Origin of the sequence: Methylobacter sp. (assembly GCF_023227905.1) — a bacterium.
Taxonomy (GTDB): Bacteria; Pseudomonadota; Gammaproteobacteria; order Methylococcales; family Methylomonadaceae; genus Methylobacter_A.
The window spans coordinates 76,505-90,792 of the sequence record NZ_JALOCF010000002.1 but is presented as its reverse complement, the minus strand read 5'-3'; the positions used below and the strand labels follow the sequence as shown (position 1 = coordinate 90,792).

The 14,288-nt window shown below is 41.8% G+C and carries 12 protein-coding genes; 8 read left to right on the top strand and 4 right to left on the bottom strand.

Features of this window, described 5'->3' with window-relative positions; all coding sequences use genetic code 11:
* The first annotated feature begins 127 nt into the window (after positions 1-127).
* The 7 genes from M0R47_RS01205 (at position 128) to M0R47_RS01175 (ending at position 9,286) form a co-directional block, all read left to right on the top strand.
* Positions 128-871, top strand: coding sequence for a DUF3944 domain-containing protein (locus M0R47_RS01205; RefSeq protein WP_292549178.1), 744 nt, complete (start codon positions 128-130; stop codon positions 869-871).
* A 10-nt stretch (positions 872-881) separates the two neighbouring features.
* Positions 882-1,766, top strand: a complete 885-nt coding sequence (locus tag M0R47_RS01200; protein WP_292549176.1) for a hypothetical protein — start codon at positions 882-884, stop codon at positions 1,764-1,766.
* Positions 1,767-2,068: 302 nt separating this feature from the next.
* Positions 2,069-3,916 carry a DUF262 domain-containing protein gene (locus tag M0R47_RS01195; protein WP_292549174.1) on the top strand — a complete coding sequence of 616 codons (1,848 nt, stop codon included), beginning with the start codon at positions 2,069-2,071 and terminating at the stop codon, positions 3,914-3,916.
* Positions 3,906-6,152 carry a DUF262 domain-containing protein gene (locus M0R47_RS01190; protein WP_292549172.1) on the top strand — a complete coding sequence of 749 codons (2,247 nt, stop codon included), beginning with the start codon at positions 3,906-3,908 and terminating at the stop codon, positions 6,150-6,152. Before M0R47_RS01195 ends, M0R47_RS01190 begins: the two co-directional genes overlap by 11 nt.
* A 519-nt stretch (positions 6,153-6,671) precedes the next feature.
* A complete protein-coding gene (locus tag M0R47_RS01185) occupies positions 6,672-8,204 on the top strand; it encodes a hypothetical protein (protein WP_292549170.1) in 1,533 nt (510 codons plus the stop codon).
* A 354-nt stretch (positions 8,205-8,558) separates the two neighbouring features.
* On the top strand, positions 8,559-8,738 hold the full coding sequence (locus tag M0R47_RS01180; protein ID WP_292549168.1) for a hypothetical protein: 180 nt from the start codon (positions 8,559-8,561) through the stop codon (positions 8,736-8,738).
* A gap of 35 nt (positions 8,739-8,773) precedes the next feature.
* Positions 8,774-9,286: a kelch repeat-containing protein gene (locus M0R47_RS01175; RefSeq protein ID WP_292549166.1), complete on the top strand. Its 513-nt coding sequence runs from the start codon at positions 8,774-8,776 to the stop codon at positions 9,284-9,286.
* A gap of 491 nt (positions 9,287-9,777) precedes the next feature.
* On the opposite strand, the gene M0R47_RS01170 is transcribed toward M0R47_RS01175, so the two are convergent.
* Both M0R47_RS01170 and M0R47_RS01165 read right to left on the bottom strand, forming a co-directional pair.
* Positions 9,778-10,065, bottom strand: coding sequence for a hypothetical protein (locus M0R47_RS01170; RefSeq protein ID WP_292549164.1), 288 nt, complete (start codon positions 10,063-10,065; stop codon positions 9,778-9,780).
* Positions 10,066-10,185: 120 nt separating this feature from the next.
* Complete coding sequence (locus tag M0R47_RS01165) at positions 10,186-11,046, bottom strand: hypothetical protein (protein WP_292549163.1); 861 nt, start codon at positions 11,044-11,046, stop codon at positions 10,186-10,188.
* A gap of 519 nt (positions 11,047-11,565) precedes the next feature.
* Between M0R47_RS01165 and M0R47_RS01160 the strand changes: the two genes are divergently transcribed.
* Positions 11,566-13,311: a reverse transcriptase domain-containing protein gene (locus tag M0R47_RS01160; protein ID WP_292549161.1), complete on the top strand. Its 1,746-nt coding sequence runs from the start codon at positions 11,566-11,568 to the stop codon at positions 13,309-13,311.
* Positions 13,312-13,532: 221 nt separating this feature from the next.
* Here M0R47_RS01160 and M0R47_RS01155 read toward each other — a convergent pair whose 3' ends face one another.
* Positions 13,533-13,868 (bottom strand): hypothetical protein, encoded by a 336-nt coding sequence (locus M0R47_RS01155; protein ID WP_292549159.1) that lies wholly within the window; start codon positions 13,866-13,868, stop codon positions 13,533-13,535.
* 130 nt (positions 13,869-13,998) lie between these two features.
* Positions 13,999-14,217, bottom strand: a complete 219-nt coding sequence (locus tag M0R47_RS01150; RefSeq protein ID WP_292549157.1) for a hypothetical protein — start codon at positions 14,215-14,217, stop codon at positions 13,999-14,001.
* Positions 14,218-14,288: the final 71 nt, after the last annotated feature.

Genomic DNA, 14,288 nt, shown 5'->3' with positions numbered 1-14,288 from the left:
ATCCTTTTAATGAAACCGATGCTAGTAGTGAAGATATTCAAGGAAGACGGTTAACCGTTAACAGTTACTGCCTGGTATCTTGGCTAATTATTTTAAATTTCAGTCTACTAAAATAAGGAAATAACAAATGGGTATTAAATATCGTGAAGATGCAGATTTAGATTTTTTACAATATTGTGCTGAGGATGATCTTCAGGTGTTAGCGCGTTATATGACGCATGATAAAGATGGAGGACAACGAACTACCAGTGAGCTACTTGAAGATAAGGAATTCAAACGTTATGCAGGCAAATCAGATCAGTATAAGACTTTTTGGAAATTGATAGCAGGAGAGCTTCAACATTTTGGCGGTGATACTTTGGTAAATTTATTTCGTGGCACTGGAGTAGTCTATAAAGAAATCCTTTCAGATGTCTGTGAAAAGCTTAAGGTAAAGTTCGAGAAGAACGACTCTGCCTACGAAATCGAAAACAAGCTACTGGGAAAAGTTATTACTGATTCTTGGGAGAACATGAGCGACGAACAAAAAAAGGAATTGTTAAAGGGTGTCGGACTGGACAGCAAATTAACTGGTTCTTCCGCACTACTCGCTTTGCAAACAGTATTAAAGCTGGGCGGTGCTGCTTCATATAACGTGTCGACAATAGTAGCCAGTTCAATAGCTGCGACGTTTGCAGGTCGAACGCTAGCTGTTGTTGCTGGTGGTGGAGCTGCAAGAAGTTTGGCTATATTGACTGGTCCTATTGGTATTGCTATCACAACGCTCCTCACTATACCGGCAATAAGTGGTGCAGCTTACCGCGTGACAATCCCATTAGTCTGTCAAATTGCCTACATGCGAAGAGCATACGCAGAGCAAGATCGTTTCTAAAGGAATTTTTATGTTTCAAAACAAAATTTGGGTTGTCGATGAGGCAAAACTTTATCCTAAGCTAATTAAAGCTATATCTGAAGGAAAGGCTGTCATACATGATGGTGTTGCTTATTGGGCTGAAGGGAGTGGTCAGACGGGTGTTATTCAGCATCTGCCTTTCAAAGAGACGGTAGTACAGAATGTAGAAGAAGCTTTGAAGATGGCTCAAGCTACAACAGTAATTGCTACTGCTGTATCTACAGGGATAATTCTAGCGGCTATTGTAGTACAGACTCGTTACTTAGCAGCTAAGCTTGATAAAATCCAAGAGACGGTCGATGTTATTGCTAAGGATATTCATGCACAAAATATAATCTTTTATATGGATAAAATTGCTGAGTATGTTGGCAATGTGGAGGTTGCGCGAAGTTTGCTCAAGGACCGGTCTTTGGCTGAGGAAATTCATGAGTTAGCCTATCCTCTTTTAACAACATTAGCCAGTAAGCGCAACCAGGTAATGTCCTTCGTGGATAATATTTTGAGTCTGGCTAAGACGTCACCTGACGTGTCGCCGAGGCACTACGAGTTGATCGTTAACTTTGCTCAGATGATGTTAGATATTATGCCCGTCGGGATTCATATCGAATATTTGCTTACGTCTAGGATAGGCAAACCACGATTGGCAGAGCATCTACTTCTTGATGGCGCTGAACAATTTAATGGAGCACTTGGTGTATATAAGAACTTTATGAACGAGCTGCATCGAGACTTAGTTAAGGGGCAGATAGGTAATAGAAAAAGTGTTTACCAAGCAATCGAATCACGGGCCATGCAGTTGATTAAGTCAGAAGAAAATAAAATTCTGCTCTCATTACCAACTGGCCGTGTGGCTCCAAATTTGCTTCCTGGGTAAATTCTGCAAAGTCTTTGCTATTACCGATCAGAGTAATTCACTGCTTAACAGTCAGATTTCGCTGAATAATCATTACATCAAATGCTCTTAGTTCTTTTTTTAGTAGAGCATTTGTTTCCGGCGTACATCCTAGGTAATACCGCTAAGTTAAGGTAAATTCGCTATTCTGGGCAGGACGGACTAGCCCCTGTAAGGGCTACCGAAGATTACTTGGTAAAGTTCGATAAATCGAGCTAACACATGGCCGTTTCGACAAAGAAAGCCTTTATCCAACCCTCAAAACTCCAGCGAAAAAACATAAAATGGATTATCAAAATACTACGGCTAACGACATTCTGCTAAAAAGCATTACTGAGCTGCTTGGAATGAACTTTTACATTCCAGAATACCAGCGTGGTTATCGCTGGACGCCCCACAATGTGAGGCAATTACTCGATGATATCTGGGAATACCGAACCAAGGGAAGTGTCAACAGTTTTTATTGCCTGCAGCCTGTGGTAGTAAAGAAATCCACTTGGCAGGATTCTCAAGGGCAGACAGTGGAAGGCTACGAGCTGATTGATGGGCAACAGCGGCTCACAACCCTGCATCGTATACTCACTTATCTGATGCTGGAGCACCTGAAAACTGAATCGCTGAGCGAGGACTATGGACAGGAGCGTTACCACATCTATTATAAGACTCGACCGGAGTCGAAAGACTTTTTGCAGGGCAAAATTTACGACGCCACCAAGCCCGATCTGTTCTACCTGAGCGAAGCCTACCGCACCATCAAGCACTGGTTCGAAGATCCTGATCGAGGTTTTGTGCGCGCCGATAAAAACAAGTTTCTCGACATCCTGCTGCCATCGGCTCACGATGCTGAATGGAGCGTCAAGGTAATTTGGTACGAGTTGCAGGATGGTGGACCTGGTCGACCGAGCCAGAACAGTAAGGAACTCTTTACCCGGCTGAATCGCGGTAAGCTTCCGCTCACAGCAGCAGAACTCATCAAAGCCAAATTGCTCAACAGCAAAAGCTTTGGGCAGAAAACGCCCGAAGAACAAATCAAGCGAAAAACCGAAATAGTCCAGATTTGGGACGAAATAGAATCCGGTCTGAACGAACCCCGCTTTTGGGCTTTTGCTACCAACCGACCCACGGCGTTCTATAGCAGTAAAATAGAGCTCTTATTCGATATCCTGACTGGAAAAAAAGAACATGAACCGGATCCGCTATACAGCTTTATTCATTTCTTCGACGAGGACGAAACCGCTGAAAGCTTGTGGCAAAAATGGATTGAAGTAGAAGAAGTATATCGTTCATTACGCTATTGGTTTAGCGACAAAAATATGTACCACAAAATCGGTTACCTGATTGCCACGGGTACTTCCGTACGGGAACTGATCCGCCTTCGACGAAATGAAAGGAAACGTGATTTCGAATCCGCTCTGGATGAGCTCATCGCGAAAAAACTGCCCGCAGATTGGGATGATCTGCAGTTTAATCGGCCGGGCGATTACGACAAAATCGGCCGGGTGCTGTTGTTGCATAACCTAGAAATTATTCGCAAAAACCATAGCTTAAACGAATTTTTTTCCTTCGAAACCTACAAACGAATTACCGGCAGCTTGGAGCATATCCATGCTCAGAACGTCGAAGACATTGATCCCAATAAAAAGGAACAATGGCTGGAATGGCTCAAAGAGCACATCCTCCTGCTGAAGGAAAAATCTGCAGACGATGAAGTCATTCAAACACTCATTCAGGAAACCGAGCAGTCCTACGAGACACTCACTTTCCAGCTCTTCAAATCGCTCAGTCAGCGTATACTGCCGCACTTCAATGAGGATGAAGTTGGCGGACATGAGTTTATGCACCGGATAGAAAATTTGGCATTGCTGGGGTTAAGCGAAAATATCGTGCTCAGCAATTCCGTATTTGAAGTGAAGCGCCGAAGAATTACAGCCATGGACAAACGGGGTGAATTCATTCCTCCTGCTACCAAGCGTGTATTTTTGAAATATTACTCCGATGAGCACCAGCCGGCTTATACCTTGTGGACGGTAAGCGATCGGAACCATTACCTGGATGATATCCGCCGCCACCTGATGCCATATCTGGGAGAAAAGGCAGAATCCGAAACCATAGCCGCAGCCCATGAAGATTAGTTTCACCGACATATTGACCCAAAATGAAGTGGTTGTTCCTATCATACAGCGCGATTATGCGCAGGGGCGCAGTGACGCCAAAAGTACGACCGTACGTCAGAAATTTCTGGAGGCCATTTTCTCCGTTATTCAATCTGCATTGAATGGAGAGCAGAATGCCGTGTTGGAGTTGGATTTCATTTACGGCTACCGCATGGAAGGCAAGCCCCACTATGAGTTTTATCCCATCGATGGGCAGCAGCGGCTCACCACTCTTTGGTTGTTGTATTGGTATGTCAGCAAACAGGAGTGGGCGGACGTTGCCGAAACCGCTATTTTGCAGAAATTCCGTTATGAGACACGGCACAGTACCCAGGTATTTTGCCAGAAACTCACCTCATTCAGCCCCGAGTTTTCGTATCCAGATATCGTCCAGGAAATCAAAGACCAACCCTGGTACTTCGAATCCTGGGATTATGACCCAAGTGTCAGAGCCATGTTGGTGATGCTGGCTGATATTGAGAAACAGTATCAGGCGCTGGCATCCGGAAACGTATGGGCGGTATTGACTCGCCCGAACAATCCGTTACTGCTGTATATGCTTGACATGAAGCAGGTAGGCTTACCTGACGATCTCTACATCAAGATGAATTCGCGCGGCAAACCCCTGACCGATTTTGAGTACTTCAAAGCCGGTTTCATGGAAATGTTGCCTGCCGAGGATCTGCGTCAACGCTTTGAAAATTCGGTGGACGGTTCCTGGGCGGATTTTATCTGGGATGTGCTGCATAGCAGCAGAGCGGCAGAACAAAACGATACCGATCTGGCTTTGATAGCTGATGCCTGCTTTTTAAGGCTGATCAATTACATCACCGATATACAGGCGTATGTTGCCGGGCTGCCGTTTACGGAAATCAATGCGTCTCCCAAAGAAACAGCGGCTATTTATGGTAATCGGGAACGGGTGGAGTTCCTGTTTGATACAATGGATCGCCTGACCCAGCAATATATAGAAGACCCTGGCTTCTGGGATCGCCATTTTTATTACGAGTCAGGGGAATTTGTCGACGCAAAAGTACGCTTTTATTTTCAAAATAAACAGGTGAATTTGGTTAAATCCTGCCTATTAAGCTACGAAAAAAGCGATCGCAGGTTCTCCTTGCCAGAGCAGCTTTTGCTGTATGCCTGCATCCTGCAGTGCATTCATCAAACAGACGATTTCAACCGAAAAATACGCGTCATCCGCAATCTGGTGATCAATTCCGATAACGAACTCCGTATCAACACCATCGGCAAAGCTCTGCAAGAAGTGCGAGACTATATACTGAACGACGACGGCGACATCGGCGTCTTTGGCTATTTCAAAAAGGACCAGATTCAGGAAGAGAAAGACAAACAAGCCCACCTGGAGCAACAACCCCGCATAGCAACAACGCTCTACCGACTTGAAGACAGTAGTCTGTTGCGAGGTTGTATATCTCTGTTTGATCTGGATGATACGCTGGAAAGCAGAAGCCGACAGTTTTTGTCGATTTTCAAGGAGGAAAATACAGGTGAGGATTGGCGTAAACTGGCGAATCTGCTGTTGTGTTTTGGTGATTACACCCAGGATGATGGTGAACTGACCAACGTGCTGTCCGGCAGGCAAAGCGACTGGAGAAAATTCTTTACGACACCAGCCTATAACAAACAACAGTTATTTGATAGAACCAAACCGGTGTTGATGGCTTGTCTGGATCACTTCGAAGTGCAACAGAATGAAACGCCTGATGCAAAAATTCAAAGCGCGCTTGCTGCTTATATGCTGCAGCCGAAAGACTGGAAATATTACTTCTTGAGATACGGGTTATTCAGACAGAACTGTAATCAGGGTTATTGCTCTTGGCGACCAGATAGTGATTATGTGGTGTACAAAATGAAAGAGCGGCAGTTTAACGGTTACCACTGGGATCCTTTTTTGGTTGCTATTCAAAGGCTGGTAAACGATGAGCGCAATGAATTGAATAACTACGGTGGTAATCTTAACATTACGGTCGGCTATGACTTGCTGAGTGTTTCGAGCTTGGCCAATGGTTTCTTGGTAAAGAATCGTAATGATGTGTCGCAACCCAATGCCATGTTTGGACAACTGGTGCAGGAGCAGGCTATCCTGAATTCAGGGCTATTTCTAGTAAAACAGGATGATATGGGGATTGATTTGGAAGATCGTATAGAGAAGGGAGTCGAGCTTATTAATAAGATTTTGCAGATACAGTAGCTTTGATTGTGGTTATTGAGTGGCAATATGCTAAGTTTCTGAGAGAGTGGGGAGGCAAGAATTTTTGTGTAAACGGTCACTCGGCAGGATACTGCCGTTGCTTTACAAGGAGTAGAAATGACCGCATCAAAACCAATCCTGTTAATCAGCGTCGAATATTTACCAGCAAGCCGAGCGATAAAAGGCTGTCCAATCAGTAAGTTTACTTCTGACAGCATGTTTGTGAGAATTTGGAAGACGGATTATTAACCTATAAAGAACGCGAACTTAGAATATGGGTAAAAGCTTTGATGGGCAGCGGTTGTCATGACATGGAACAATGTCAAGTTACCCTTTGGTCTGATTAATGGCAGGCTTAAGCATATAGATGACGTTACTAACGGAAGATCTTGTGGTTGCAGGTGTCCAAAATGTGAGCGTCCCTTAGAAGCGAGGAACGCGGGAACAATACGTGCTCACTATTTTGCTCATTACGACTCTGATGAATGCGCAGGCGCAACGGAAACTGCCATTCATCGCATGGCTAAGCAACTCATCGCAGATGCAAAAACAATCAAAACCCCTCTGTTTGAAAGAATCCCACAATGTAGGGATGCGGAAGGAAACACTCATTACGGACGACTAGTCAGAATTGAACCAAAATTGGTTAATGCACAATCCTCATTTCTTGAAGATCATCGTCAAGGATATACGCCAGATGTAACTCTCATGGTGAAAGACAGGCAACTATTAGTCGAAATCAAAGTGACTCATAAAGTCGATTTTGATAAGCAGTTAAAAGTTGAAAATAATGATGAGGCAATGATAGAAATTGACCTATCTGATGTTGAACCGGCAATTCTATTGGAATTGTCGAAATTCGAATACCATGTGACTCATGAAGCTCCTCGTCACTGGATTCATAATCCCCAGGGAACGGATCGTTATGAACAGGCAGTAGCTGAATTACGCCAACAGGTTGACCAGCTTAATATCGGGTTGGAGAAAAAAATAAAAGCACGGATTGAAAAGGAAAAACGAGATCGGAAACAACAACTTGAATATGAAGCCAGAAGAACCCAAGAACGTGCTAAACATATTGAAAAACTTAAAGAGCTAGAGTTATATCAATCGCTTGAATGGCAAAGGCAACGGGAATTATTGCAAAAATATTCCGTTACAAAGTCTGCTGATGTGCTAAAGATTAAGGAGGCAGAACAAATTTATGGTTTACATCCATTAATTGATATAGGTGTCAAAAACGCCTGGATATTTAATGTGCATAGAAGCATTTGGCAGGCTCATATTCTTAACACTATGGTTTTTGGAAGAAAAGCAGGTCAAGAGTTTAGCGTTAAGTGGGTAGAGCAAGCTGTCGTTTCCAAGTTTGGTCTTATGGATGTCGTAAGGGATCTGAGTAATCTCAAGCAAAATTACAAAAGGATAGGCAGAGAGCGTAATCAATGGTACAAAGACAGAGGCTGTTGGTTTTTTTCTGATCAGGAAAATAGAAAAATTCCATCTCCATTTGGGACGGTAATTGAGTACCTCAAGCACTTGGAGAGATTGGGAATCATTCAGTCAGTTAGAGATAATTTGTTTTCTGTGCATATAGCAAATTTTGATGACTATATTTATAGCATTCAGGAAGCGAGAAAAAGGCAACAGGCTAAGCTGGATAAAGAGGCGGCTCAATTGGCGGTTGAGATAAGAGCAAGGAAAGAAGAACGTTCCCGAATATTAAAGCAGAAAGAAGAGCGCCAGAAAGAGATTATGGCTTCTGAGCTAAGAATATTTAAATGCTTTGATGGGCAAGCTCGCCAATGCAAAATCTGCTATTTGTTCTCGCATATAACTGACGGTGCGGCTTGCCCATTTTGTGGACATGAGGCTCTAGAGGAAATAGTAGTTAGTAGCTACCACATCGAAAAAGCAGTTTTTCGCTATAATTGCAGCACATGCCCTAGCTTATCAATTGAAAGATTTCCAGAGATAAGCAACGAAGATTTATTGTTAGATTGGATGCATAAGGAACCAGATGTGTCATCATCAGTAGATAAAATGGACCAGTAAATAGCACTAAACTTTGCCCACAAATAAGGCTTCAAACCTCTCATTTTCATCAGTTTCAGATAAAAATCCAGTTAAATACCATTAGTTCAGGTAATTCCAGTAAAAAATACGTATAAATGCGTGTTTACTAATTCTAATTTAAATCATCTTATAATGGCAGTCAAAGCCGAAATTTCCAGGCATCAACACAATAATTACCCAGTAATTGAGAACTGTGGTCTTGATGGTAAGAAAATAGACAGCGTTAATTTAGCTTTAGCATATTCGTTCATTCTGGCTGGTTTCCCGTCCAACCTAACTGTATTGTATTTCTTCAGACCGGTTTTAGATTGACCTTATTGTTAGGAGGAAACCATGTCAAAATTTCTCTGGGCACAAAAATCCAATTTTGGTCCCAGTCCCCGTGCAGGTCATGCCATGGCTTTCGATTCCAAGCGGGGCAGAATGGTATTGTTCGGTGGCAACTCTGATGCGGGCGGTTTAATACGCTCGGCGACACCTGGGAATGGGATGAAACATACTGGACGCAATTGAGTGATATTGGTCCTACCGCACGAGCCGGACATGCAATGGTATATGATAGTGCTCGCCAAGTGACACTTTTGTTCGGTGGAATAATAGCCGGTGGTTTCAAAGGGGATACATGGCAGTGGGATGGACAAGATTGGACTCAGTTATCAGATTTAGGGCCGAGTGCGCGTTTTGGTCATGCTATGGCGTTCGATAGTATCAGAAACTGGACGGTACTCTTTGGTGGGTCGATAAATGAAGATTTCGCTACGGGCCATGCAACGGGGTCGCAACAAGATACTTGGGACGGCAAGGAGTGGGTTCAACTCGCAGAGTTTGGCCCTTCCGGTCGCGATAATACTGCCATGACATGGACAAACCATGGAGTGATTCTGTTTGGTGGATATAATAGCCAGTACGCACTTACTGGAGATACCTGGAAATTTGATGGCAAGCATTGGACTCAATTACAAGACATAGGGCCGTCAGCTCGCAGTGGTGATGCGATGGCTTTTGATAGCGCTCGCAATTGCATAGTTCTCTTTGGGGGGAAGTTCGGTGAATGTTACTAATCACTCGATATTTTTGAGTGATGTCTGGGAGCATCAAGAAGAGGAATAAGCACCACATCAAGCACGCTGGGTAGTGAAATTAATCATCCGGCCCAAGCCGAAAAAACGCAATAATCCAAAACAAGCCGGATCTGAATTGTAAGGCAGCGTTGAATAGTTGCCAGCGAACAGCATTAGATTTCTGGTTAACGATTACTCTCTGGTTGCTCTATTTTTGATTGCAGTATAGAAGCCATGATTCGATAGCTCAGTTTATCTAAGAAGCCCTGATCTCCTGAAAACTGGACTCGTAATAAACGATCTTGAAAATAGTCTAGCTTTAAAACTTATCTGCCGATCTGGACGGCATATCGATAAGCATTGGGGCACCTTGCTTTGCATCAGCCACTAACCGACACATACTTCTTCCATGAACCGTTAGGGTGAGATAATTGAAAGTGGCCGCTAAAAGGCCTTATATCATTTTCATGGGTTTCAATAATTCGATTTTCTCATCTTTGGAGGTAGAGTTTACTTTGTCCCAGAACTCTTTTAGCTCTGATTCGGGGAGCTTCTATGACATCATCAGATTCAAGCATATCGCCATATCCATGGTATATACCGTCCATGGGTGTATTTTCGAAAAGCTCTTTAGCCTCCTGATCATCGAGTAGCATGGTAGTCGCAACGGCTTTTAGCGGATTTTCATTTTCATAGAGCCGCCACCAATTGAATTTCCACTGGATTAAAGCATCAATAATATTTTCAGGTAGCTTTATCCATCCAGCGTTTTTATCCATGTTGGATAATCTTTATGTATATTAGGTATAAGTACTTGACTTGTAAGACTCTGATAAATGTTGTTTTCTCTACTCGAGGCATTATGAGAAGTGTTTAAGAGATTAGAGGAAGTAAGAGGATTAATCTATAAAGTCTAAATCAGGTTTAATTCTATAAAGTACGCGTAAGCCACCTTTTTTCGTTGGTTCTTCGCTAAGATCAAAATATTCCGATGCTAATAAAATTTTGCTCAATTTCTGATAACCATATCTCTTCTTTATGTTGGCAAAGTCATCTGCTAGCTGGACCTTAGGAATTTTTTGAACTATAAATTGAAATGCTTTGTTAAGTTCAGCCCAGTTATCAGGTCTTGCTTCTTGCTCGGCGAATTCAAAAAGACCAGCGACAATCAGGCTATTCCTTAACGGTGCAAGATCAATGGGTTTTATAAGTTCATCAATAACTTCATCAGAAGCCAAAAAATTTGCAAGTTCTTTTCTGGCTTCTTGCATAGCCTTAGCTAGAGCTTTTAAATTTTCTAACTCAGGTAATATTTTTTCACGCTGCTGGTCAAGATACAGTTCAATGGTTTTACTACTTTCAAGCGAATTCATATTCCATTTCGGTAATAAATGGTGAATTAACTCATTCCGTTCAGCAACTATCGAATCTAATGCGTTTTTTCGCTTTTCGTAAAGGTCGTCATCACCTTCAATCGTAAAACGAAAAGACATCCATATTTCCTTTAATTCTTCTGGCCCATTTGCGGTTTCTTTGGGGGCTGAAAAAGTGTTTTCAGAAAATTGCTTAACCACTTGCCCCATCGTCTGTGTGCGAATAGTGGAATTACGGTCCTCTAGGATAGTGTTTAATTCACTGATATAGCCTGAATAGCTTCCATTGGCTAGTAAAACTTTCAGTATGTGTTCCATTTGTTGAAACAACATGACATTCCTACCAATTTTCCTTAGAACTTCGTTGTTAAGTTTTTCCAATTCCATATATTTGCCTAATAATTTACAGCGTTAAGGGTGGCTTTATCATCAATCGAAATAAATCTTTCAGTTCCAAATGCAGGGCAAGCCAATGTATTTGTAAAGATCAAGGTTGTCCCAGCGGTGGGCAATTCCCAAAGGCTTAGGTCATCATTTAATAGAGGCATATTTTTTTATGTTAGTAATAAAGGTCTAAATTTAGGTTAAGGGGCCAGAATGCTAAGAATAAGTATCTACATTTCCTTAATTTGCCAAGACTGTAATAGCAGTATTGTATTTGAGAGAGGTTATTTATATTGGGCTTAGCTACGCTTAAAGAGAACGGTTTTAGAATTATGGATAGAGGTTAAGCTGAATCAGTTATAATAAGTTTGGGAAGGTGGCCGAAAAAATTAATTTCCGCTGACTATCTGCGGCGGTTCTAAGAAAAGTTTATCTTCTACCCCCTTACCAGGTCTTTGGCTAACGCTGAATGGCCATCGGTTATATAAGAGAAATTACCGGCGCCTTTCCATTTAAATTTATATGAAGGAAAATTTCCTAAAAATCAAAGATCATGACGAGCTAGCCGCTTTTTTTGGTCTTTCATACAGTAATCTAGCAGCAATATTGTACAAAACTAGTGAAAGTTATAAATATCAAGTATTTTTAATATCCAAAAAAAGTGGTGGACACCGCATAATTAAATCACCACGAAGAAAATTAAAGGATATTCAAAATAAGTTAAGCGATGTTCTGTACGAAATTTATCCAGGTAAACCGTCAGCGCATGGATTTGTAAAGAAAAAAAGCATACTTACTAATTCTAAAAAACATTTAAATAAAAGTTATGTTTTCAATATTGATTTAAGTGATTACTTTGGGAGTATCCATTTTGGAAGAGTACGAAATTTATTCAAGGCTTATCCATTCAACTTTAATCATTCGGTATCAACTATCTTAGCGCAGATATGTTGCTTCGCTAACTGCCTGCCACAAGGTGCACCAACATCTCCTATTATATCTAATATGGTGGCATGGAAGCTGGATGGAAAACTTCAACATTTGGCTAAAATCACGAACTCGACTTACACTCGTTATGCGGACGATATAACCTTTTCGTTTACCTGCTCAAGCCGTAGGCTACCAGAAGAGATTGTTATTTTACGAGATGGAGTTGCCAGCCCAGGCCATGCTCTCAGTCGTGCTATCGAAGAGAATGGGTTTGAAATCAACTATGAAAAAGTTCGGTTAGCTGGGGAATTCCAGCGAATGGAAGTTACGGGTATTACTGTTAATGAATTTCCGAATGTCTCAAGGAAGTATATAAAGCAAATATCCTCAATCCTCCACGCATGGCGAAAATACGGTTATGAGGCAGCAGAGAAGGATTTTAACCATAAATACGATAAATGCCATATAGCATCAAATCGTCCAAAATCATTGAAATACGTTATTAAAGGAAAGTTATCTTTTTTAAGAAGTATTCGTGGTGGACGTGATCAAATATTCATCAAATATGCTAAACAATATAATGCACTAGTCGGTGATGATGCCCTAAAATTCAAGCTTATTGAAGAAACTGAACCTGAAACTAATGCGATCAATGCACTATGGGTTATTCAAACCTGTTATGACGATAGTGCTGGCAACCTTAAAATAGCCCAAGGCACGGGGTTTCTTCTTGAAGATTTTGAACTGGTCACCTGTGCTCACGTTGTTTCGGAGGATGGCGAGGCGTTTGAAAATATTAAAGCATTTAAATGCTTTAATTTCGCCAAAGAATACGACGTCAAGGTAAAGCATCTTGATATTCATCGAGATATCGCAATATGCAGTATAACCAGTGCAGTTGATCAAAGTATTCCAAATGCAGTAATTCAACTTTCTGACAGGGAAATCTTACCTGGATTGGAGGCGCGACTTTTGGGGTTCCCTGCATACAAAGACGGCCAAAGCCACTATATAGTTGATACAAAAATTGCATCCATATTTACTCGTCACACGTTTAGAAAATTTGAGATTGATGCGGCGATAAGAGAAGGCAATAGTGGTGGACCGATTATCGATACTTATGGAAAATTGCTTGGTGTGGCACTTGAGGGAGCAGAAAAAAGTTCAGGAAACAATGCAGCGTTATATTTTTCTGAATTAAAAAATATTAAAGATGATTTAAACAAAAAATCATCAAAGCCAAATGATATCAATCCAGTGTCAGATACATCCTCTTTGGTTCACCATGGAGAATTAGAAGGAATGAGCCTAATTTATGGAGAAGTTGAGACTGAGTAATATTCTTGCCGTATTTTTGCCGTAATTAGTTATGCAGAGTGATAAAAAGTCCGGTCGAGTTCTGCCTGTCGCGAATGCTGCAGTTCGGCCAATCAGAGACATTCAAGAATTTCAGCCAAATGGCAGCTGTATTACAGAGAGCTGTCGTTCAACGACAAGCTGTGTGGGCACTAGCCGTATCGCGGCGATGCGTCCCACACGAGCGCATTGTTAGTACAGAATCACCACTCAAAAACCAGCTTGTTTTTGTCACTATTATTTATGATTTCAAACGAGTTACTGCTCAACTCATTAACAGAAAAAAATTTTGAGTTTGTTCTGCCATACAGGCCCATATCACGAAACCCCTTATAGCCATAATCCTCCCAAAACACACTAACATCAACTGAATCGTGGTTAATTGTTAATTGGCACCCAATAGGCTCTCTCGAGATCTTTTCTTTTCCATTGGCCACAGCAGAAACAGTAAACTCACCAGAGTAACTTCCTGCATTACGATCTTGGCTTAATTTTTTTACTAACTCAGACAAATAGTACGTGCTTTCCACGCTGTTCATTAATATTCCCTCTTATTATGCAAACGATAAAACTCACTGGTGGAGCATAGCGGAGTCCGGTACAACGCCATATTTAGGTGTTAAAATGGCGGGTTACACTACCGCTAACCAGCCCTGCTGAACTCTTGGATTACTTAACTCGACGCAGTTTAGACTTTGAATCTGTTTCTCTAACATCGGTAAGGACTTTACTAAGAGCACCACGCATTACTTCTTCCCCATATTGCATCAAAAATCCATCGACGCCGCCGACTTTACTAGCGATGTGAAGGAATGCTGCATTCCCGTGAATCATGCGGCCATCTTTTACAACATGAAAAGAAGCGGAATTCTTTGGTGGATTAGCCATTTTATTCCCTTTTGAAAACGCGTCGACATTGACGCCTGGTTAACTGTGAGGGCTATTTCTGTTTTTTCAAG

Bases quoted from the DNA above. Each gene is read 5' to 3' on its own strand.
- M0R47_RS01200 (WP_292549176.1), top strand. From the start codon at position 882: ATGTTTCAAAACAAAATTTGGGTTGTCGATGAGGCAAAACTTTATCCT.
- M0R47_RS01175 (WP_292549166.1), top strand. From the start codon at position 8,774: ATGGTATATGATAGTGCTCGCCAAGTGACACTTTTGTTCGGTGGAATA.
- M0R47_RS01150 (WP_292549157.1), bottom strand. From the start codon at position 14,217: ATGGCTAATCCACCAAAGAATTCCGCTTCTTTTCATGTTGTAAAAGAT.
- M0R47_RS01205 (WP_292549178.1), top strand. From the start codon at position 128: ATGGGTATTAAATATCGTGAAGATGCAGATTTAGATTTTTTACAATAT.
- M0R47_RS01190 (WP_292549172.1), top strand. From the start codon at position 3,906: ATGAAGATTAGTTTCACCGACATATTGACCCAAAATGAAGTGGTTGTT.
- M0R47_RS01160 (WP_292549161.1), top strand. From the start codon at position 11,566: ATGAAGGAAAATTTCCTAAAAATCAAAGATCATGACGAGCTAGCCGCT.
- M0R47_RS01165 (WP_292549163.1), bottom strand. From the start codon at position 11,046: ATGGAATTGGAAAAACTTAACAACGAAGTTCTAAGGAAAATTGGTAGG.
- M0R47_RS01185 (WP_292549170.1), top strand. From the start codon at position 6,672: ATGGCTAAGCAACTCATCGCAGATGCAAAAACAATCAAAACCCCTCTG.
- M0R47_RS01180 (WP_292549168.1), top strand. From the start codon at position 8,559: ATGTCAAAATTTCTCTGGGCACAAAAATCCAATTTTGGTCCCAGTCCC.
- M0R47_RS01170 (WP_292549164.1), bottom strand. From the start codon at position 10,065: ATGGATAAAAACGCTGGATGGATAAAGCTACCTGAAAATATTATTGAT.
- M0R47_RS01195 (WP_292549174.1), top strand. From the start codon at position 2,069: ATGGATTATCAAAATACTACGGCTAACGACATTCTGCTAAAAAGCATT.
- M0R47_RS01155 (WP_292549159.1), bottom strand. From the start codon at position 13,868: ATGAACAGCGTGGAAAGCACGTACTATTTGTCTGAGTTAGTAAAAAAA.